We start from the raw sequence: 20,394 nt of genomic DNA, 5'->3' as shown, positions 1-20,394 counted from the left end.
GGACGGAGACGACACATGACGGTACAGGCATTCCTGGACGCACGCGACTTCCTGCTGCGCCATCGCACCGACTACGACACCGCGTACCGCGATTTCGCATGGCCGGTGCTCGATGCGTTCAACTGGGCGCTCGACTACTTCGACCCGATGGCGCGCGGCAACGACCAGCCCGCGCTGTGGATCGTCGACGCGGCGACCGGCACCGGCGATCCGTACTCGTTCGCGCAAATGTCCGAGCGTTCGTCGCGGATCGCGAACTGGCTGCGTTCGATCGGCGTCGTGCGCGGCGATCGCATTCTGCTGATGCTGCCGAACCGGGTCGAGCTGTGGGACGCGATGCTGGCCGCGATGAAGCTCGGCGCGATCGTGCTGCCCGCCACCACGCAACTGTCGCCCGACGACGTGCGCGATCGCGTGCAGATCGGCGGCGCGACCTACGCGATCGTCGACGAAAACGAAACCGCGAAGTTCGAGCAGGCCGGCCTCGGCCTGAAGCAGAAGATCGTCGCCGGCGCGCCGCGCGAAGGCTGGCTCGCGATGAACGACGGCTATGCGGCGAGCGCTGCGTTCGAGCCGGACGCCGTCACGCACGCGAACGATCCGATGCTGCTGTACTTCACGTCGGGCACGACGTCGAAGCCGAAGCTCGTCGAGCATACGCACCGCACCTATCCGGTCGGCCATCTGTCGACGATGTACTGGGTCGGCCTGCAGCCGGGCGACATCCACTGGAACATCAGCTCGCCGGGCTGGGCGAAGCACGCGTGGAGCTGCTTCTTCGCGCCGTGGAATGCGCAGGCGTGCGTGTTCGCGTTCAACTATGCGCGCTTCGAGCCGAAGGTCGTGCTCGATGCGCTCGTCAAATACCGGGTGACGACGCTATGCGCGCCGCCGACCGTGTGGCGCATGCTGGTGCAGCAGCCGCTCGCGTCGTTCGACGTGAAGCTGCGCGAGATCGTCGGTGCGGGCGAGCCGCTGAATCCCGAGATCATCGAGCGCGTGAAGAAGGCATGGAACATCTCGATTCGCGACGGCTACGGCCAGACCGAGACGACCTGCCTGATCGGCAATTCGCCGGGCCAGCCGGTGGTCGCGGGCTCGATGGGCCGGCCGCTGCCCGGCTACCGGATCGCGCTGCTCGACCCGGACGGCGCGCCGGTGACCGAAGGCGAAGTCGCGCTGCCGATCGGCGACGGCGTCACGCGCCCGGTCGGGCTGATGACTGGCTATGCGAACAATCCCGACGCGACGGCCCACGCGATGCGCGACGGCCACTACCGCACGTCGGACATCGCGATGCGTCGCGACGACGGCTATTACGTGTACATCGGCCGCGCGGACGACGTGTTCAAGTCGTCCGACTACCGGCTGAGCCCGTTCGAACTCGAAAGCGTGCTGATCGAGCACCCGGCGATCGCCGAGGCGGCCGTCGTGCCGAGCCCGGACCCGGTGCGGCTGTCGGTGCCGAAGACGTTCATCACGCTGCGCCAGGGCTATGAAGAAAGCCCCGCGCTTGCGCTGGAGATTTTCCGTTTCTCGCGCGAGAAGCTCGCGCCGTACAAGCGCATCCGCCGGCTGCAATTCGCGGAGCTGCCGAAGACGATCTCGGGGAAGATCCGCCGCGTCGAGCTGCGCCGCCGCGAGATCGAGCGCGGCGACGATGCAACCGCGCGCATGCCCGGCGAATACTGGGAAGAAGATTTCGCCAACGAACTGAAATGACCGGAAACGGGCCGAGCGCGTCGCATTTCACGGCGCGCCGCCCGCAGCCTGACTGAACCGAACCGGCCGCGTGTCGCCTGACGCCACGCGGCTCACTGCAAGGAGAGTGCACTGATGAACGCGAATCCGACGCCCCGTACGGGGCAAGACGTGCCGACGGTCAAGCTGCTGATCGACGGCGCTTTCGTCGAGTCCGCCACCCACGAGTGGCGCGACGTCGTCAACCCGGCGACGCAGCAGGTACTCGCGCGCGTGCCGTTCGCGACCGTCGCGGAAGTCGACGCGGCCGTGCGGGCCGCGCACGCCGCGTATGCGACGTGGAAGAACACGCCGATTTCCGCACGCATGCGCATCATGCTGAAGTTCCAGGATCGGGTGCGCGCGAACCAGCAGCGCATCGCGAAGACGCTGACGGCCGAGCAGGGCAAGACGCTTCCCGATGCCGAAGGCGACATCTTCCGCGGCCTCGAGGTGGTCGAGCACGCGTGTTCGATCGGCACGCTGCAGCTCGGCGAATTCGCGGAGAACGTCGCGGGCGGCGTCGACACCTACACGCTGCGCCAGCCCATCGGCGTGTGCGCCGGCATCACGCCGTTCAATTTCCCCGCGATGATTCCGCTGTGGATGTTCCCGATGGCGATCGTGTGCGGCAACACGTTCGTGCTGAAGCCGTCCGAGCAGGACCCGATGTCGACGATGGAACTCGTCGAGCTCGCGCTCGAGGCCGGCGTACCGAAGGGTGTGCTGAACGTCGTGCACGGCGGCAAGGAAGTCGTCGACGCGATCTGCACGCATCCGCTCGTGAAGGCGATCTCGTTCGTCGGATCGACGGCCGTCGGCACCCACGTGTACAACCTCGGCAGCCAGCACGGCAAGCGCGTGCAGTCGATGATGGGCGCGAAGAACCACGCGATCGTGCTGCCCGACGCGAACCGCGAGCAGGCGATCAACGCGCTGGTCGGCGCGGGCTTCGGCGCGGCCGGCCAGCGCTGCATGGCGACGTCCGTCGCGGTGCTCGTCGGCAGCGCGCGCGAATGGCTGCCCGATCTCGTCGCGAAGGCGAGGACGCTGAAGGTCAACGCGGGCTCGGAAGCGGGCACCGACGTCGGGCCGGTCGTATCGCGCGGCGCGAAGGCGCGGATTCTGTCGCTGATCGACATGGGTATCAAGGAAGGCGCGACGCTCGAACTCGACGGCCGCGACGTGAAGGTCGCGGGCTTCGAGGACGGCAACTTCATCGGCCCGACGATCTTCTCCGGCGTGAAAACCGACATGTCGATCTACACGCATGAAATCTTCGGGCCGGTGCTGGTCGTGATGGAGGTCGACACGCTCGACGACGCGATCGCGCTGGTCAACGCGAACCCGATGGGCAACGGCGTGGGCATCTTCACGCAGAGCGGCGCGGCCGCACGCAAGTTCCAGAGCGAGATCGACGTCGGCCAGGTCGGCATCAACATCCCGATCCCGGTGCCCGTGCCGTTCTTCAGCTTCACCGGTTCGCGCGGCTCGAAGCTCGGCGATCTCGGCCCGTACGGCAAGCAGGTCGTGCAGTTCTACACGCAGACGAAGACGGTCACCGCGCGCTGGTTCGACGACGACACGACGGCCGGCCCGGTGAACACGACGATCCGGCTGCATTGAGCGGCGAAGGAAACGAACATGAAAATCGGATTTATCGGCCTCGGCCACATGGGCGCGCCGATGGCGCTGAACCTGCTGAAAGCCGGCCATGACGTGCATGCGTTCGACCTGAGCGCCGACGCGTTGCGCGCATTGCAGGACGCCGGCGCGCAAGTGGCCGCGTCGCCGCGCGATGCGGCATCGGGCGCGACGTTCGTGATCACGATGCTGCCGGCCGCGCCGCACGTGCGCTCGGTGCTCGCCGGCGAGAACGGCGTGCTGGCCGGCCTCGGCGCGGGCGCGACCGTGATCGATTCGAGCACGATCGACCCGGCGAGCGCGCAGGCGTTCGGCGCGCTGGTGCGCGAGCACGGCGGCGCGTTCGTCGATGCGCCGGTGTCGGGCGGCACCGGCGGCGCGGCGGCCGGCACCTTGACCTTCATGGTCGGCGGCAGCGACGCGGACTTCGAGCGCGTGAAGCCGGTGCTCGCCGGGATGGGCAAGAACATCGTCCACTGCGGCGCGACGGGAATGGGGCAGGTCGCGAAGGTCTGCAACAACCTCGTGCTCGGCATCTCGATGGCGGCGGTGTCGGAGGCGATGTCGCTCGGCGTCGCGCTCGGCATCGACCCGAAGGTGCTGGCCGGCATCGTCAACACGTCGACGGGCCGCTGCTGGAGTTCGGATACCTACAACCCGTATCCGGGCGTGATCGATACCGCGCCGTCGTCGCGCGGCTACACGGGCGGCTTCGGCACCGACCTGATGCTGAAGGATCTCGGCCTCGCGAACGATGCGGCGAAGCAGGCGCGCCAGCCCGTCTATCTCGGTGCGCTCGCGCAGCAGCTGTACCAGACGATGAGCAGCCGCGGCGACGGCCAGCTCGATTTCTCGGCGGTGATCCGCCTGTACCAACCGGTCACGAAGAAGGACGCCTCATGATCGAACTCGACTTCGTCGACGACGGCGCGATCGCGTGCGCGACGCTCAAGCGTCCGCCCGCGAACGCCTTTACAGCCGACGGGCTGCAGCAATTGCAGCAGACCGTTGCCGAACTGAATGTGAACCCGCACGTGCGCGCGCTGGTGATCACCGGCGACGGCCCGAAGTTCTTCAGCGCGGGCGCCGACCTCAACACGTTCGCCGACGGCGATCGCGCGGTCGCGCGCGCGATGGCGGCGCGCTTCGGCGCGGCGTTCGAGGCGCTGCACGACGCGCGCGTCGTGACGATCGCGGCGATCAACGGCTATGCGATGGGCGGCGGCCTCGAATGCGCGCTCGCGTGCGATCTGCGGATCGCCGAAACGCATGCGCAGATGGCGCTGCCCGAGCCGTCGGTTGGCCTGCTGCCGTGCGGGCTTGGCACGCAGACGCTGCCCTGGCTCGTCGGCGAAGGCTGGGCGAAGAAGATCATCCTGACCGGCGCGCGCGTCGATGCGGCCACCGCGCTGCGGATCGGCCTCGTCGAGGACGTGGTGGAAAGCGGCGCGGCGCGCGATGCGGCGCTCGCGCTGGCGCGCAACGTCGCGCGGCAAAGCCCGCATGCGGTCGCCTACAGCAAGGAGCTGATCGGCCTCGCGCGTCGCGGCGTGCCGCGCAGCGCGGCGCTCGCGGTCGAGCGCGAACGCTTCGTCGACCTGTTCGACACGGCCGATCCGCGCGAAGGCGTGGCGGCGTTCCTGGGCAAGCGCGCGCCGCAATGGCATACCGATGGAGAGCCGCAACGATGAGCACGCCGGTGACGAATCACGACGCATTCGCGGAGCATGCGCCCGAGGTGTTGTTTCGCGTGGTGAACCGCGTGGCGCTGATCACGCTGAACCGGCCGGCCGCGCTCAACGCGCTGTCGTACGCGATGATCGGCGAACTCGCGGCGCTGTTCGAGCGCTGCCGCCACGACGACCAGATCGTCGCGGTCGTGCTGCGCGGCGCGGGCGAGAAGGGCTTCTGCGCGGGCGGCGACGTGCGTGCGTTGTACAGGATGGTCGCGCAGCGCGAAACCTGGCTGCCGTTCTTCGTCGACGAATACCGGCTCGACTACGCGATCCACACGTTCCCGAAGCCGGTGGTCGCACTGATGGACGGCGTGACGATGGGCGGCGGCATGGGCCTCGCGCAGGGCGCGGCGCTGCGCGTCGCGACCGAGCGCAGCAAGATCGCGATGCCGGAAACGCGCATCGGCCTCGTGCCCGACGTGGGCGCGACGCATTTCCTGTCGCGCATGCCGGTCGAACTCGAACTGTACGTGGGGCTGACCGGCGCGATGCTGTCGGGCGCCGACGCGCTGAGCGCGAAGCTCGCGGACCTGTGCGTGCCGTCCGCGTGGCTCGACACGTTCGAGACGCGGATCGAAAGCGTCAAGTGGGACGGCGACGCGCTGCCGTTGCTGCGCAAGGTGTTCGAGCCGCCGTGCAACGTGGTGCCGCATGCGGCGCTCGACAGCCAGATGCCGTGGATCGTCCGCCACTTCGACAAGCGCTCGACCGTCGAGCGGATCGTCGCGACGCTCACGCAGGATCTGGCGCGCGACGAGCTGGCGCGCGAGCACCGCCAATGGCTGCAGGCGACGCTCGATGCGCTCGCGAGCCATTCGCCGACGATGCTCGCCGTGACGCGCGAGGCATTGCTGCGCGGCCGGCAGATGACGCTCGCGGAATCGTTCCGGATGGAGCTCGGCATCGTCGCACGCGCGATCGAGGAAGGCGATTTCTGCGAAGGCGTGCGCGCGCATCTCGTCGACAAGGATCGCAAGCCGCGCTGGGCGCCCGCGTCGCTCGTCGAGCTGCGCGCCGAGCGCGTGCGGCATTTCCTGACGTCGCCGTGGAAGCTGTTCGCGCATCCGCTCGCCGATCTCGGCGCGGCGTGATCGCTGCGTGAGGGCCCGACGCGCCGCACGGCGCGTCGGCTTCCACTCATCTCAGCGCGCGTCGTCCGGGCGCTCGATCATCGGCGGAATCGCCTGCGCGAGCGCGTCGATCACGCAGCGCGTCTTGCGCGGCAGGTAGCGCGTCTTCGGCCAGATCGCGTGAATGTCGCCTTCGCAGACGAAGCAGCGATCGAGCACGACCACCATCTCCCCGCGCTTCACGTAATGGTCGAGCAGCCAGCTCGGCACCCACGCGATCCCGAACCCCGACGCACCGGCCGCGGCGATCGCCTGCACGTCGTCGAAACTCAGTTGATGCGGCATGTCGATCCGCACTGTCGAGCCGTCCGGCGCGCGCAAATCCCACGGCTGCACCACGCCCGAACGCGAATACGCGATCGTCCGGTGGTGCTTCAGGTCGTCGAGCGTCTTCGGTGTCCCGTAGCGCGCGAGATACGACGGCGCCGCGCCGAGGCTGCCGTATTGCGTGCCGAGCCGCCGCACCGCGAGGCTCGTGCTGTCCGCGAGCGTGCCGATCCGGACCGCGAGATCGATTCCTTCCTCGACGAGATCGACGAAGCGGTCGGTGATCGACACGTCGATCCGCAGATGCGGGTATTGGCGCGCGAGGTCGAGCACGATCGGCGTCACGCAGTGGTGCCCGAACGCGAGCGGCACGCTCAGCCGCAGCTTGCCGCGCGCCTCGTGGCGGCCGCAGTCGAGATCGGCTTCCGCCGCTTCCAGCTCCGCCAGCGCGCGCACGCAGCGGTCGTAGTACGCCTGGCCGTCGTCGGTCAGGCTCTGGCTGCGCGTCGTGCGCTGCAGCAGCCGTGCGCCGAGCCGCTTCTCGAGCCGCGCGATCGTCTTGCCGACCGCCGAGCGCGTGATGTCGAGCCGCTCCGCGGCCAGCGCGAAGCTGCCCGATTCCACGACCTGGACGAAGGTCGTGACGCCGTCGAGTCTGTCGGTCATCGTGGGTGAGGTGTTGCGTCGATTGGGTCCTGATATTCCCCAGTGCATGGAAAGGCGTGCGTCAATGGGGAGATGAATTCTCACTATAGTACCGATTCCCGCTCAGCGTGCGTTGCCGGCCGCACGCGGCGAATCCTACTGACCTGGAGGCGCGCGGCCTGTCGCCGGGCCGCCGCGCAATACGCATGACGCTATCCGACTCCCGCAGGAATGCGGTCGCGCTCGCGGCCGTCTGTCTCACGTCGCTGATGTTCGGCCTCGAGATATCGAGCGTGCCGGTGATCCTGCCGACGCTCGAACACGTGCTGCATGGCGATTTCAACGGCATGCAGTGGATCATGAACGCGTACACGATCGCCTGTACGACGGTGCTGATGGCGGCCGGCACGCTCGCGGACCGGTTCGGCCGCAAGCGCGTGTACGTGATCGGCACCGTGCTGTTCGGCGCGACGTCACTGCTGTGCGGGCTCGCGCCGAACGTGCCGGTGCTCGTCGCGGGCCGGCTGCTGCAGGGCGCGAGCGGCGGCGCGATGCTGATCTGCCAGATCGCCGTGCTGTCGCACCAGTTTCGCGAAGGGCGCGAGCGCGGCCGCGCGTTCGGGATCTGGGGGATCGTGTTCGGCATCGGGCTCGGGTTCGGGCCGATCGTCGGCGGCGCGATCGTCGCGCTCGCGAGCTGGCCGTGGGTGTTCCTCGTCCATGCGCCGCTCGCGGCCGTCGCGCTCGTGCTGATCGGCGGCGCGGTGCGGGAATCGCGCGATCCGCATGCGGGCACGCTCGACGTCGCGGGCATCGTCACGCTGTCGCTCGCGGTGCTCGGGCTTGCGTTCTACATCACCCAAAGCGCTGAGCTCGGGCTGACGAGCGCGGCCGGCCTCGGCGTGCTCGGTGCGACCGTGCTCGCGCTGGCCGGTTTCGTCATCGCGGAGCGCGCCAGCGCGCGGCCGATGTTCGACTTCTCGGTGTTCCGGATCCGCGCGTTCACCGGCGCGATCTTCGGCTCGATGGGGATGAACTTCAGCTTCTGGCCGTTCATGATCTACTTGCCGATCTGGTTCCAGGTCGCGCTCGGCTACGACAGCGTGACGGCCGGCCTCGCGTTGCTCGCGTACACGCTGCCGACGCTGATCGTGCCGCCGGTCGGGGAACGGCTCGCGCTGCGCTACGGGCCGGGCGTCGTGATTCCCGCCGGCCTGTTCACGATCGCGGCCGGCTTCGTGCTGATGCGGCTCGGCAGCGCGGCCGACCCTGCGAGCTGGCTGACGATGCTGCCGGGTTGCGCGATCGCCGGCATCGGGCTCGGCTTGACCAACACGCCCGTCACCAACACGACGACGGGCGCGGTGCCGAGTGCGCGGGCCGGGATGGCGTCGGGCATCGACATGAGCGCACGGATGATCTCGCTCGCGCTGAACATCGCGACGATGGGCTTCGTGCTGGTGGCGGGGATCGTCGCGAGCCTGAAGGGCGGCCCGGCGGGCGCGATTGGCGACGCGGCGCTGCGCCGGCTCGCGCAGGAAATCGCATCGGGCCGCACCGACGGGCTGCAGGCGCTTGCGCCGGCGCTCGCGCAGGCCGACCCGAGCGGCGCGGCGTTGCACGCGGCGCTCGTGCATGGCTTCGGCTGGGTGATGGTGTATGGCGCGGCGGGCGTGGCCGTGCTCGCGACCGCGAGCGCGGTGGCGTTCGCGCCGGCGCGGCGCGGGGCGGCCGTGTGCGAGTGACGCGGCCGGCGTGTGGCGCGTGACGTGTGGCGTGTGGTGTGTGACGGCCGGTCAGGAAGTCCCGCCGCCGAGCGCGCGGTACAGCTTCATCTGGTTGTTGAGCCGGTTCAGGCGTGTCAGTTCGTCGGCGCTTTGCGCACTCCTCAGCACCTGCTGCTGGTCGAGCCACGGCTGCACGGCGGTCGCGCCGGCCACGAAGCGCGCGGCGGCCAGCCGTTCGGCGCGCTGCGCCTGCGCGAGCGACAGCGCGCGCTGTTCGGCTTCGCGTTCGAGCTGCACGCGCGCCGACAGCGCGTTCTCCACTTCCGCGAGCGCCGTGTAGAGCCGCTGGCGGAACCCGACCACCGCCTCCTCGTACTGCGTCTTCGACACCCTGATCTGCAACTGCATCGTGTTCCACTGGATGAACGGCAGCGCGAGGCCGAGCCCGAGCGTGCCGACCGGGTTCGTCAGCACGCGCTCGAGGCTCGTGCTCGTCGTGCCGGCGCTGCCGGTCAGCGTGAAGGTCGGATAGAAGCTCGTGCGCGTCGCATCGACCTGCGCGAGCGACTCGCGCAACCGGAATTCCGCCGCCCGCAGGTCGGGGCGCCGGCCGAGCAGGCTGGCCGGCAAGCCGGCCGCCACGTCGGGCGGTGCCGCGTCGGGCAGCGCCGCCGGTTCGGCCGCGCGCTGCTGCGGCGGCCGGTCGAACAGGATCGCGAGCGCGTGGCGGTTCTCGGTGCGCTGCTGGATCAGCTGCGTTTGCGCCGCGCGCTGCGCGGCGAGGCTCTGTTCGGCCTGCGCGAGGTCGAGCCCCGACACGGCGCCAGCCGTGTGCCGCGACCGGACCAGCGCGAGCGTACGCTCCGCATACGCGATGTTCGCGTCGCCGAGCGCGATCTGCCGGTTCAGATAGCCGATCTGCCAGTACAGCGCCGCGGTCGTGCCGATCAGCGACAGCCGCGCGGCCTCGAGATCGGCGGCCGTCGCGTCGGCTTCCCAGTGCGCGGCATCGCGCAGCGCGGCCAGCCGGCCCCACAGGTCGATTTCGTAGCTGAGCGAACCATTGACGCCGCTCGAGCGGCTCATCCGATGCGTATCGAGCGTACGCGACACGGCGCCGTTCGCGCCGAGCGTCACGTTGGGCGTCAGGTTCGTATCGGCGAGCCCGGCCTGCAACTGCGCGCGATACACGCGGATCGCCGCGATCGCGAGGTCGCTGTTGGCGCGCAGCGCGTCGTCGATCAACGCGTCGAGTTGCGGATCGCCGAAACTGCGCCACCAGTCGCGCGTGGCGGCCGGCGCGTCGGACGCGACCGGCGCGGCCCAGTTCGCCGGCATCGCGACGGCCGGCAGCGGATCGTGGCGCGCGCCCGCGCAGCCGGCGAGCAGCGCGGCCGCGCACGCGAATGCGCCGAGACGGTGAAGCGGGGAGGAATGCGTGAGGGCCATGTTTCGTCAGTCGCGCGCGAGCGCATCGATCGGATCGAGCCGCGACGCGTTGCGCGCGGGCATGAACCCGAAAATCACACCGGTGAGCGTCGAGCACACGAACGCGGTCACGATCGCGCCGACCGAGAACACCATCTTCCACTGCGCGACGAACATCGAGAACAGCGCGCCGAGCCCGAACGACAGCGCGATGCCGATCGTGCCGCCGAGCAGGCATACGAGCACGGCCTCGACGAGGAACTGCTGCAGGATGTCGGACTGGCGCGCGCCGACCGCCATCCGGATGCCGATCTCGCGCGTGCGCTCGGTGACCGACACCAGCATGATGTTCATCACGCCGATCCCGCCGACCACGAGCGAGATCACCGCGATCAGCGACAGCAGCAACGTCAGCGACTGGCCGGTTTTCTCGACGGTCTTGACCACGCTGTCCATGTTGTACGTGAAGAAATCCTTGCGGCCGTGGCGCTGGATCATCAGCTTCTCGAGGCTTTTCTCGGCCGCGGCGCTCGGCTGCCCGTCGCGCACGCGCACGGTGATGCTGTCGAGATGGCGCTGGCCGAACAGGCGCCCGCTCGCGGTCGTGTACGGCACCCATACGTTCAGGCTCTTCACGCTGCCGAATGCGCTTTTCTTGTCGGCGGTCACGCCGATCACCACGCACGGCACGTTGTCGACCAGGATCGCCTCGCCGACCGGATTGCGCGTCGCGCCGAACAGCTTGCGGCGCGTGTTCTGGTCGATCACCGCGACCTGCGCCTGGCGGCGCACCGCATCGTCGTCGAACGGGACGCCGAGCGCGAAACGCATCCCGCGCGTTTGGAAATAGCTGTCGCCGACGCCGCTCACGAGCGCGTGGACGTCGACGTTGCGGTAGCGCAGCAGCAGCGTGCGCGACGTTTCGGGCGTCGCGCTGTCGACGTACGGCTGCTCGGCGAGCGCGGCGACGTCGGCGGGCACGAGCGTCTGGATCGTGTCCGCGCGGCTGTCGCCCCAGTCGGTACCCGGATAGAGGCTGATCGTATTGGTGCCGATGCTGCCGATCTCTTCGAGCATGTAGCGCTTCGCGCCTTCGCCGACCGCGACGATCGACACGACCGATGTAATGCCGATGATGATGCCGAGCATCGTCAGCAGCGTGCGCAGCCGGTGCGATACGAGCGCGATCCACGCCATCCGGCACGCTTCGGCGAAGCGGCCGGTGCCGGCGGCGAAGCGGCGGGTGCGCGGGGCGATGTCGGTGTCAGCGCTGGCGGGCGGCGGTGCATCTTCGGAAGGCGGTGCGGGCGGCGTGTCGGTTACCGTTTCGGGCGTTGCTGGCGTTGCGTCCGCGCCGACGCTAGATTCCGCGAGCGCTTCCGCGTAGTGGCGGTTCGGCCGGTCGGCGACGATCTCGCCGTCGCTGATCTCGATGATGCGCCGCGCATGGCGCGCCACGGCCTTGTCGTGCGTGACGATCACGATCGTATGGCCGAGCGCGTTCAGCTCGTGCAGGATGCGGATCACGTCCTGGCCGCTTTTCGTGTCGAGCGCGCCGGTCGGTTCGTCCGCGAGGATCACCTGGCCGCCGTTCATCAGCGCGCGCGCGATGCTCACGCGCTGCTGCTGGCCGCCGGATAGTTGCCCGGGCCGGTGATGCGCGCGATCCGCGAGGCCGAGGCGCGCGAGCAGCGCGCGGGCGCGGGCGTGCCGCTCGGCGCGCGGGGTGCCCGCATAGATCGCCGGCATTTCGAGGTTCGCGACCGCGTCGACGTGCGGCAGCAGGTGATAGCGCTGGAACACGAAGCCGAAGTGCTCGCGGCGCAGCTGCGCGAGCTCGTCGCTGTCGAGCATGTGCGTGTCGCGTCCGCCGACCGTGTACGTGCCTTCGCTCGGATGATCGAGGCAGCCGAGGATGTTCATCAGCGTCGACTTGCCGGACCCCGACGCGCCGACGATCGCGACGATCTCGCCCGCATCGATCGACAGGTTGACGTTGTTCAGCACGACGACGTCCTTGTCGCCAGCCGGAAAGCGACGCGTGACGGCAGCGAGTTTGAGCAGGGGCTGGCGCATCGTTACACCACGTCCGACAGCGGTACGCGTTCGTCCGCCGATGCTTCGCCGATCACCACGCGCTCGCCGTCCTTCAGGCCGGCCAGCACTTCGACGCGCACGTTGTTGTTGATGCCGATGCGGACATGGCGCGTTTCCGTGCTGCCGTCGGCGCGCAGCACGCGTACCGCGACGGTGCCGTCCTTACGCTTCTCGCCGAGCGCGGCGGCCGGAATGATCAGCGCGTTGCGCGCGTCGCCGAGCACGATGTTGACCTGCGCGGTCATCGCGATGCGCAGCCGGTGCTCGGGATTCGGCACGTCGAACAGCGCGTTGTAGAACACCGCGGCGTTCGGCTTCGCGCCGCCGCCGCCGAGCGGGCTTTGCGCGTCGGCGTAGTTCTGCGGCGCCGGTTCGATCGCGCGCAGCTTGCCGTAGTGCCGCTTGTCCGGTTCGCCGAGGCTCGTGAAATACGCGGTCTGGCCGGCGCTCACGCGAATCACGTCGGCTTCCGACACCTGCGCCTTCACGGTCATCGTGTCGAGATTCGCGAGCTTCAGGATCACCGGCGCCTGCTGCTGCGCGATCACGGTCTGGCCTTCCTGCGTGACGATCGCGACGACCTGGCCGTCGATCGGCGCGACGATGCGCGTGTAGCCGAGGTTGGCCTGCGCGGTCTCGATCTGGATGCGCGCCGAACGGATCTGCGCGGCGAGCGACGCAACGGTGGCTCGCTGCACGTCGAGCGTCGCCTTCGCGGCCTCGAACGATTCGCGCGACGTCGCGTCGTCGGGCAGCATCGCCTGCTGGCGGCGGAATGCGAGTTCGGCCTGCGTCAGCTGCGCGGCCGCCGATTGCTGCTGCGCGCGCAGGCTTTCTTCGCTGGCGCGCGCCTGGCGCAGCGCGTTTTCCGAGATCACGGGATCGATCTCGGCAAGCCACTGGCCTTTCGTGACCTTGTCGCCGAGCTTGACCTTCAGCGTCTTCAACTGCCCCGACACCTGTGCGCCGACGTCGACCTGCCTGAACGCCTGCAGCGCGCCGGTCGCGAGCACCGCGTTTTCGAGATCGCCGCGCGTGACGGGCGCGGACAGGTATTGCGGGTGCTTGTTTGGTGTGGCTATCGTTATTGCTACAACAGCGGTGGCAATGGCGGCACCGCTGATGGCCAGCACGGTGAGCCGGCGGCGGATCTTCTTATTCATGAGAATACATACGGCATGGATGAGTCGGGCGTCGGCGGCGTGGGCGGCCAATCAGGGTGGTCCTGCAATCGTGGCATGCAGTGCAGATCGATACAGGAGTCGGATGGATACCGCGCGGCGGTGCAGGTTCGGGTCAGGCGGCCATGATAATTGAGGTAATTTCGTGAATTCGTGTAGGAATTGTGCTGAATTGTGCCGGCAGTTCTACGGGGGCTGCCGAGCTCTGTCGGTGTTTCAATTCATGGAATGGCAGGTCAATACAAGGGTACGGAGAGGATCGTCATCCGGGCTCAATCCACGCTACCGTGATCGCGGAATGACCCTTCAAACTTCAGGGGCGGGATGGGGTTCTAGGCTCAACGTGGTTATTGCGATCAATCTTGTCAGCCAAGTCTTTCCCGGAAATAAATCCCGTGACTCTTTCCCCGGAAGGCAGGAACGTGGTGGGTGTTCCCTTGATGTTGAGCTTCTTTCCCAGTGAAAGGAGTTCTTTCGTGATGATGGACTGGCAACGCTTGCGGGGGACGGTGGTTTTCCCTCTTTCGACCCATTGCTTCCATGCTTGGAGTCGGTTGTCGGCGCACAGAATGACTTCGGATTTGATGATGGAGTCGGTAGAAAGAATTGGATACAGAAAAATGTATACGGTTGCGTTGGGAACCTTGCCTAGCTCGGGACTCATTTTCTTGCAAAACGAGCAGTTCGGATCGAAGAATGTAGCAATCACGCGCTCTCCGGTTCCATTTTTCTGTTTGATGGCGTATTGAAATGGAAGGTCATTGATGTTTATGCTGTTAATCTTGTTGAGTTGTGTTTCTGTTATGTTTTCCTGGCTGTTGGTGTCGAACAGGCTGCCGATAATAATGTGCGATGCCGATGAATTGCTGTAGAAAATTTGGGAATTTGCAGTGACCTCATACAGTCCGTCGATTTTTGACCGGACAACGTGCTCTATCTTCAGTTCGGGGAGCTTGGCTTGCAATTTTCGTTGCAAGTTCGCTTCTACATCGGCGGCAGCTGCTTCGGTGTGCGCTGTTGCGAGCGCAATTGTAAATAGTGATGTCAGGAGGAGCTGTAGATTATTCGGCATGACGTGTGGAAGATGAAATTTTCACATCTGAGGAATGGCGATGTCAGGAACTTGCAATTCGTATCTGTGTTTGCGTGATGCTGACTTCAGCTTGTTTCTCGATGATGCCATTCAAGAAGAATTTCTCGAGTCGATGATAGAGAAAAATGTCTCCCGGAAAATCATGTCCTTCCGAGTGGATTGTTTCTATTATGCGCAATACTACTATCGGCGTGGGCTCCCACTTCCTGGTCATGGAATTGATGATGTATTCATCGAAATCTGTAGATCGGAATGATTGAATTTTTCCAATTTCGTTGATCATTCTGAAATCGGCATTTTCCTCAACCAGGGAACCCCATTCTGTGATATAGGGACTGACATCGTTCGATTTTATTTCAACTGCATTGCCGAGAAGCTCGGCGAGATCGAAGAAATTCTCCGCAGCCGAATGGATGCACTTTTCTGAGACCGAAATCAACAGGAAATCGTGTGGAGTATCATGACTTATCCAGTGTATGAAATTCGCGTATTCGATTGATGATAAGGGACTTACCCATGCGCATATTTTGATCGACTCGTGGGTGGGGATGATTGGGGTGTCGATAGTCAAGTCGTTTGGGATATATCCAAAAATATCGGAAAACCACGCCGACAGTGTCGAGATGTTGCGTTCTTTGAGAGGGCCGAGGTGCCAGTTTCCGCCAATAAGAACATGTGACCCCATCAACTGCCCTTCCGAAATTGCGGATGCGATGACGTTGGACGTGATGTCCGAGAATGATGCGTGGATCAAATTTTGGTAATCGTTGTTTCGGAGCATTGGTATGCCTTGATTTCGGGTAGAAATTTCAACCTCGTCGCGAGCGAACGGTGGATTTTGGCTCGGTTGACCGCCATCGACATAACTACTCGCGACGAAGCACATCACTGTCGTTATACGGCACAACCGCTGATCATCGGCCACCATCCATTCGAGCGATTGCAGTTATTCAAGCAATCTGCGCATCGTGTCATGCCAGCCGTGCCACCGGGTCTGCTGCCGTATCGCTGAATGCACATTGTGTAGAAAACAGAGCAACTTGTGAATGCTCGTTGATTGGAAGTGTTCGGGCCCTCGAGGATTTTGCTCGCAAGCCCATCGGCTGCAGCACTGCCAGGATGAAGCAAGGCAATGACGATGCCAAAGGTGACTGCAGCCGACCTGGTGGCCTTTCGAGTGAAGAAGCGTTGCTTGGAATGCATCGAAGCCTCCTTTGTGGCGGGTTGAGGAAAGACAATGACTGCTTGATGCAACGGGTATGTTTTTGAGATTTATTTGCCGATTTCAATTTAGTATTCCTGTGTTTGATAGATTAATTTTTCGATCGGTGGTTTTTCAGGGATTTATTTTTTTAGATAATCAAATTGTTGCCGATTGTCATTTTTGTTAAATTTGTCAAATCGGACTGGTTGGCGTTTGCCAATTGCAATCCGAGTTGACTCGGAATTCTCGCGAGCGGCAGGGCCAAGGGGTTTTGCTTATCCGGGGCAGGAAATTGGAGTGCCGTTGGGGAATGGCGTGGATGTTGTGTCCGGTCCGGTAACAGCAGCGGGCGGACTGCCCGGAGGAGGCGAAGGCATCGAACAGATGGCGTTCGCGTAGGGGTGTATGGTAGGGAAGGCGGGCAGATATGTAGCCCGTCCGTGCTGGTGCCGAATGCGACGCGCGGCGGCTTTGCCAGTCGTGTCAGTCGAACATGGCTTCCGGGTGGAGGGGTTCGCGCGCCGCTAGTGACTACGGATGTACCGAACAGTCGGCGACGGGTACGACAACAGGATGCCTCGCGCTAGCGCCGTGCCGCACGCTTACGCGCGGCGTCCGCCCGTGTCGATCCTGCGCTGCGTGTCGGCGTCGACGATCTCGCGGATCGCGCTGAACAGCGGTGTAGCGTCGGTGTAGCGCCGGCCGTAGCCGAGGTTGAACGCATAGTCGAAACCGGGCGGATTGCTGCCCTGGTTGTGCTGCAGGATCGTTTCGAGCTTGTCGAGCGCCTTCGCCGCGCGGGCCTCCGGCGACGCGGCCGCCTCGTATTCGTCCCACAGCGCGACGATCTCGTCGCGCAGCGTGCGGTCGAGCGACGCGGTCAGCGTCAGCAGATCGTCGCGTTCGTGTGCGCTCTTGTCGGGGTGCGCGGCCTGCTCGATCGCGGGGATGTCGCCGTGCAGCGCCTCGCCGAGGTCGTGGACGACGCACAGCTTCAGCAGCTTCAGCGTGTCGACGCCGGGCAACGCGTCGGCGAACACGAGCGCCATCAGGCCCAGCCGCCAGCTGTGCTCGGCCGTGCTTTCCGCGCGTCCGGCGGATGTGTAGCCGCTGCGCAGCACGTTCTTCAGGCGTTCGGCTTCGCGCAGGAAAGCGAGCCGCGCGTGGATCGTGTCGGGATTCATGGTCGGCGTCTTTGCGATGAGCCACCAAGCGTAAGCGGGCCGGCCACGCTGCGTCCACGCATGAAATATGCGCGGCGCGTCAGAGGGCGTCGAGCGTTTCCACGAGCCGCACGGCCGAGCCGTCCGACAGCGTCATCCGCGTCCACCGGCAGCGGCTGCCGCGAATCGGCACGACGCGCGACGCATTCGCGCCGGTATCGAACTCGACGCTCGGCGGCCCCGCGCGATCGTGCCAGCCGAGCGGGTCGAGCGCGGCTTCCATGCGGACGATTTCCGGCGTCGCGTAGCGCCACAGCGACGTGCCGAGCAGCATCGAAAGCGGCTGCGAGAATTCGGCCGCGCGCGCCGGCGAACTGGCCAGCAGCCGGTGCGTGAGATCGCAGACGAGATGCATGCGGCCCGCGCTGCCGGCGATCAGCCGCGCGAGCGCGCGGTCGCCCGCCGAATCGATGCGCGCGGCGAGCAGCCGTTCGGCCGTCGCGCGCTCGTCGGGCGACATCTGCTGGAGGCCCGCCTCCCAGCGCGAAATCGTCGATTGCGCGACGCCGAACAGTTCGGCCGCGTGACTTTGCTTCACGCGGTGCAGCGCGCGCCAGCGCTTCAGTGGCGGGCCGAGCGAGAACGAATGAAGCGGTGAGGCGGTCATGGCGATGCTCCTGTTGCGGTCGTGCCAGGCGCGTGGTTACCGCACCGTTACATGATCCGGATGCCGCCGCTTGCCTGGATCGCGATGGCCGCGAACGGCACGAGCACGATGCCGCCCAGCACGAGTACGCCGTCGGCGGCCACCGTGATCGGCGTCGCGAGAATCCGCAGACCCATGCCGACGACGGACGGCGATTCCACGATGTAGACCGAGTACGGGCGGTTGAAGGGTTGCGCGGCCGCGTTGTCCTTCTGGACGAAGCCTTCCGTCGAGTAGCGCTTGCCGTCGATGTCGCCTTCGAGCACGAGGCCGGCTGGCTCGCTGACGAAGCCGTCGGCGGAGGCGGCTTGTCGATCGTCGTCCGATGCGTCTTTCGGCAGCACGATCCGGTAATGCCCGGTGACGCTGCCGCCGCTCGCATGAAAGTCCGCGAACGTCGTGCGTACCGATTTGCGGTAGCCGGACAGCAGGACGGGCCGCAAGCGGGCCGGCAGATCGAAGATGTAATGGTAGCGCGTGCCGAGGACGACCAGTTTCTTGCCGTCTTCGGTCATCATGAACGCGGATACGCGTTCGCTGTACGCGTCGTTCTTGTACAGCTTCGGCGTGAAACACCCCGACAGCGCAACGCTGCTCGCGGCGACGCCGGCGGCCAGCAGGCGCCGGCGCGTGATGGATAGGCTCATTTCTTGTTGTCCCGTCTGTGCGGTTCGGTTCAGTTCAGTGGCTTTCGCCCTCGGAAGCCGGATTCTCGCGTATCCACCGCACGTTGTCGAACCGGAAAGCTGCCGCGGCAGCGGGCCGCCGTGCGCATCCGCGCCATCGACAACGTTTCCGCGACGCTTTCAACCTATCCCGCCATATCTTATTATTCGGCCAGAGCGGCGCGTGCCGGCCGCCATCGATCATGTCGACGACATGATGCGCCGGCAACGATGACCGTCTTCCGGCCGGCGCGTCGCCCGATGCGCGGTCGACACGACAGGGCGCGCGAGGCCGCGCGTGTCCCGAAAAAGATACGAGGGCGCGATGGTACGACTGGTGTTGCTGCTGCTGGGCATCGAATATCTGCGAACCCGCTGGCGCGGGTTGACCGTGCTCGGCTGGCTGTGGGTCGTCGCGGGCGTCGGCATTTTCGTCGACGCGCTCGACGGCGCGCTGCATTTCCCGATCGAGCTGTTCGCGTGGCTGTTCCTGATCGAAGGGCTCGCGACGCTCGCGGTGGCCGGCAGCGGGGTCGGCGGGCAGCGCATCCTGCGCTACGTGAAGGGCATCGCGGTCGTCGTGGCCGCGGGGCTCGTGTTTGCCGGCCATCATCACGGCCACTTCCTGCTGTCGATGATCTTCGGCACGCTGTTTCTCGTCGACGGGCTGCTGCAGTGCACATCCGCATGGATGGTGCGCTATCGCCGCTGGCACGTCGCGTTTTCGTGGGGCGTCGTCGAGATACTCCTGGCGATCTTCTTCTTCCAGCCGTACCCGACACACTACGCGGGCACCGTGCCGTACTGCCTGGGCCTGCTGCTGATGTTCGGCGGCATGCACCTGCTGAGCCTCGCCGCACGCGTGCGGCGGCTGACGCGCAACCCGGCGTTCGCGACGTCGCCCGCGCCGGCGCTCGCGCCGGATCTCGACGATGCCCAGGGCCTGCCGCAGTTCGCGCAATCCGAATGGGACGGCCCGCCGGCCGACGGCGAGCGGGCGCTCACCGTGCACGTATGGACACCGACCGGCACGTCGAAGGCCGAGGCGCAGCGCTATCCGCTGATCGACCGCTATATCGCGGCGGTGGACGTCAACGGCGTGATCTCGACCGGGCATGCGGCGCTGGAATCGCCGGAGGGCATCTACATCAGCCTGTATCCGGGCGTTGAAATCGATCGCTCTCCGGACGAATTCACGCGCATCCTGCGCGCAACGCGCGAGAACGACGTGCCCGGCCTGTTCCAGCCCGACTACGCGACCGAGTCGAAAGCGTGGTGCCCGTCGACCGTGCGCGTGCGTATCCGCAACTACGATCCGGCCAAGCTCGATGCGTTCTGGTCGTCGTACCGGCAGAACACGACGTACAACCTCACGCACCGCAACTGCTCGAGCACCGTGTCGAATGCGCTCGAGGCCGCGCTCGACGGCGCCGTGTGGCGGCTGAAGGGCGCGCGGGCCGGGTGGGGCGCGTTCGTGCGGCTGCTGCTCACGCCCGAGCTGTGGGTGGCCGCCCAGATCCGCAAGCGCGCGGTGACGATGGCGTGGACGCCGGGGCTCACGCTCGACTATGCGCGCGCGCTCAGCATGCTCGCCGATCCGCGTCCGTTCGCGTGGTGGAAGGTCGCGCGCTCGGCGGTGAGCGCGATCATGGCGTCGCGCCGCGCGTGGCGCGAGCAGGACAGTGCGGCGCTGTCGCCCGGCGGATCGGAGGCGGCGTCGATGAAGTGAACGCGTGGCGCCGGATGAGGGCCCGGCATCACAAGGGGCGCCACCGTGCGGCCCGGCGAGATTGCCCGCGATAAAAACCCACGGACGACAACGATGAACGAGACGAGAGCGTTGCGCATCCAGACTCCCGCCGCGCTGACGCTGGTGCTAGCAGGCTGTTGAAATTCGGAACGGTGTAAACGGGCGTTGCGAGCGGTGCGTTAGAGATATCGTGTTCATGACCTTGGGCAGATAAGAGC

16 protein-coding genes are annotated in these 20,394 nt (G+C 66.2%); 7 read left to right on the top strand and 9 right to left on the bottom strand.

What is annotated here, in order from left to right:
- Positions 1-15 precede the first annotated feature (15 nt).
- From HWX76_RS21815 to HWX76_RS21795, 5 genes are all read left to right on the top strand, one after another.
- A complete protein-coding gene (locus HWX76_RS21815; protein ID WP_089489594.1) occupies positions 16-1,722 on the top strand; it encodes an AMP-binding protein in 1,707 nt (568 codons plus the stop codon).
- A gap of 114 nt (positions 1,723-1,836) precedes the next feature.
- A complete protein-coding gene (locus tag HWX76_RS21810) occupies positions 1,837-3,366 on the top strand; it encodes a CoA-acylating methylmalonate-semialdehyde dehydrogenase (protein WP_124631604.1) in 1,530 nt (509 codons plus the stop codon).
- A gap of 18 nt (positions 3,367-3,384) precedes the next feature.
- The gene (mmsB, locus tag HWX76_RS21805) at positions 3,385-4,287 is read left to right on the top strand and encodes a 3-hydroxyisobutyrate dehydrogenase (protein WP_050012393.1); all 903 of its coding nucleotides are present in this window, start codon (positions 3,385-3,387) and stop codon (positions 4,285-4,287) included.
- Entirely contained in the window at positions 4,284-5,075 is a 792-nt protein-coding gene (locus HWX76_RS21800; protein WP_050012394.1) for an enoyl-CoA hydratase, read from the top strand. The genes mmsB and HWX76_RS21800 overlap by 4 nt, the downstream gene beginning before the upstream one ends.
- Positions 5,072-6,211: an enoyl-CoA hydratase/isomerase family protein gene (locus HWX76_RS21795; protein WP_050012395.1), complete on the top strand. Its 1,140-nt coding sequence runs from the start codon at positions 5,072-5,074 to the stop codon at positions 6,209-6,211. The genes HWX76_RS21800 and HWX76_RS21795 overlap by 4 nt, the downstream gene beginning before the upstream one ends.
- Positions 6,212-6,262: 51 nt before the next feature.
- Here HWX76_RS21795 and HWX76_RS21790 read toward each other — a convergent pair whose 3' ends face one another.
- On the bottom strand, positions 6,263-7,183 hold the full coding sequence (locus tag HWX76_RS21790; RefSeq protein ID WP_050012396.1) for a LysR family transcriptional regulator: 921 nt from the start codon (positions 7,181-7,183) through the stop codon (positions 6,263-6,265).
- A gap of 185 nt (positions 7,184-7,368) precedes the next feature.
- Between HWX76_RS21790 and HWX76_RS21785 the strand changes: the two genes are divergently transcribed.
- The gene (locus HWX76_RS21785; protein ID WP_176016327.1) at positions 7,369-8,907 is read left to right on the top strand and encodes an MFS transporter; all 1,539 of its coding nucleotides are present in this window, start codon (positions 7,369-7,371) and stop codon (positions 8,905-8,907) included.
- 51 nt (positions 8,908-8,958) lie between these two features.
- On the opposite strand, the gene HWX76_RS21780 is transcribed toward HWX76_RS21785, so the two are convergent.
- The 8 genes from HWX76_RS21780 to HWX76_RS21745 form a co-directional block, all read right to left on the bottom strand.
- Positions 8,959-10,338: an efflux transporter outer membrane subunit gene (locus HWX76_RS21780; protein ID WP_050012398.1), complete on the bottom strand. Its 1,380-nt coding sequence runs from the start codon at positions 10,336-10,338 to the stop codon at positions 8,959-8,961.
- Between the two features lie 6 nt (positions 10,339-10,344).
- The gene (locus HWX76_RS21775; protein ID WP_089489590.1) at positions 10,345-12,393 is read right to left on the bottom strand and encodes a MacB family efflux pump subunit; all 2,049 of its coding nucleotides are present in this window, start codon (positions 12,391-12,393) and stop codon (positions 10,345-10,347) included.
- A 2-nt stretch (positions 12,394-12,395) separates the two neighbouring features.
- A complete protein-coding gene (macA, locus tag HWX76_RS21770) occupies positions 12,396-13,577 on the bottom strand; it encodes a macrolide transporter subunit MacA (RefSeq protein WP_050012400.1) in 1,182 nt (393 codons plus the stop codon).
- Between the two features lie 331 nt (positions 13,578-13,908).
- Entirely contained in the window at positions 13,909-14,667 is a 759-nt protein-coding gene (locus HWX76_RS21765; RefSeq protein ID WP_176016326.1) for a DsbC family protein, read from the bottom strand.
- Between the two features lie 43 nt (positions 14,668-14,710).
- Positions 14,711-15,613 carry a DUF3658 domain-containing protein gene (locus tag HWX76_RS21760; protein WP_235356164.1) on the bottom strand — a complete coding sequence of 301 codons (903 nt, stop codon included), beginning with the start codon at positions 15,611-15,613 and terminating at the stop codon, positions 14,711-14,713.
- 881 nt (positions 15,614-16,494) lie between these two features.
- Positions 16,495-17,076 (bottom strand): HD domain-containing protein, encoded by a 582-nt coding sequence (locus tag HWX76_RS21755; RefSeq protein ID WP_050012402.1) that lies wholly within the window; start codon positions 17,074-17,076, stop codon positions 16,495-16,497.
- A gap of 79 nt (positions 17,077-17,155) precedes the next feature.
- The gene (locus tag HWX76_RS21750; protein ID WP_050012403.1) at positions 17,156-17,722 is read right to left on the bottom strand and encodes a helix-turn-helix transcriptional regulator; all 567 of its coding nucleotides are present in this window, start codon (positions 17,720-17,722) and stop codon (positions 17,156-17,158) included.
- A 47-nt stretch (positions 17,723-17,769) separates the two neighbouring features.
- A complete protein-coding gene (locus HWX76_RS21745; RefSeq protein WP_050012404.1) occupies positions 17,770-18,408 on the bottom strand; it encodes a hypothetical protein in 639 nt (212 codons plus the stop codon).
- A 343-nt stretch (positions 18,409-18,751) separates the two neighbouring features.
- On the opposite strand from HWX76_RS21745, the gene HWX76_RS21740 reads away from it, so the two are divergent.
- Entirely contained in the window at positions 18,752-20,155 is a 1,404-nt protein-coding gene (locus tag HWX76_RS21740) for a hypothetical protein (protein ID WP_050012405.1), read from the top strand.
- Positions 20,156-20,394 lie beyond the last annotated feature (239 nt).

Source organism: Burkholderia sp. BCC0398 (assembly GCF_902833245.1).
In the GTDB taxonomy this organism is placed as follows: domain Bacteria; phylum Pseudomonadota; class Gammaproteobacteria; order Burkholderiales; family Burkholderiaceae; genus Burkholderia; species Burkholderia sola.
Note: the sequence above shows the minus strand (reverse complement) of the source record. Positions and strands in the feature narration are given on the sequence as shown.

Excerpts from the sequence above, each read along its gene's own strand:
- HWX76_RS21815 (WP_089489594.1), top strand. The coding sequence starts at position 16 with ATGACGGTACAGGCATTCCTGGACGCACGCGACTTCCTGCTGCGCCAT.
- HWX76_RS21810 (WP_124631604.1), top strand. The coding sequence starts at position 1,837 with ATGAACGCGAATCCGACGCCCCGTACGGGGCAAGACGTGCCGACGGTC.
- mmsB (WP_050012393.1), top strand. The coding sequence starts at position 3,385 with ATGAAAATCGGATTTATCGGCCTCGGCCACATGGGCGCGCCGATGGCG.
- HWX76_RS21800 (WP_050012394.1), top strand. The coding sequence starts at position 4,284 with ATGATCGAACTCGACTTCGTCGACGACGGCGCGATCGCGTGCGCGACG.
- HWX76_RS21795 (WP_050012395.1), top strand. The coding sequence starts at position 5,072 with ATGAGCACGCCGGTGACGAATCACGACGCATTCGCGGAGCATGCGCCC.
- HWX76_RS21790 (WP_050012396.1), bottom strand. The coding sequence starts at position 7,183 with ATGACCGACAGACTCGACGGCGTCACGACCTTCGTCCAGGTCGTGGAA.
- HWX76_RS21785 (WP_176016327.1), top strand. The coding sequence starts at position 7,369 with ATGACGCTATCCGACTCCCGCAGGAATGCGGTCGCGCTCGCGGCCGTC.
- HWX76_RS21780 (WP_050012398.1), bottom strand. The coding sequence starts at position 10,338 with ATGGCCCTCACGCATTCCTCCCCGCTTCACCGTCTCGGCGCATTCGCG.
- HWX76_RS21775 (WP_089489590.1), bottom strand. The coding sequence starts at position 12,393 with ATGCGCCAGCCCCTGCTCAAACTCGCTGCCGTCACGCGTCGCTTTCCG.
- macA (WP_050012400.1), bottom strand. The coding sequence starts at position 13,577 with ATGAATAAGAAGATCCGCCGCCGGCTCACCGTGCTGGCCATCAGCGGT.
- HWX76_RS21765 (WP_176016326.1), bottom strand. The coding sequence starts at position 14,667 with ATGCCGAATAATCTACAGCTCCTCCTGACATCACTATTTACAATTGCG.
- HWX76_RS21755 (WP_050012402.1), bottom strand. The coding sequence starts at position 17,076 with ATGAATCCCGACACGATCCACGCGCGGCTCGCTTTCCTGCGCGAAGCC.
- HWX76_RS21750 (WP_050012403.1), bottom strand. The coding sequence starts at position 17,722 with ATGACCGCCTCACCGCTTCATTCGTTCTCGCTCGGCCCGCCACTGAAG.
- HWX76_RS21745 (WP_050012404.1), bottom strand. The coding sequence starts at position 18,408 with ATGAGCCTATCCATCACGCGCCGGCGCCTGCTGGCCGCCGGCGTCGCC.
- HWX76_RS21740 (WP_050012405.1), top strand. The coding sequence starts at position 18,752 with ATGGTACGACTGGTGTTGCTGCTGCTGGGCATCGAATATCTGCGAACC.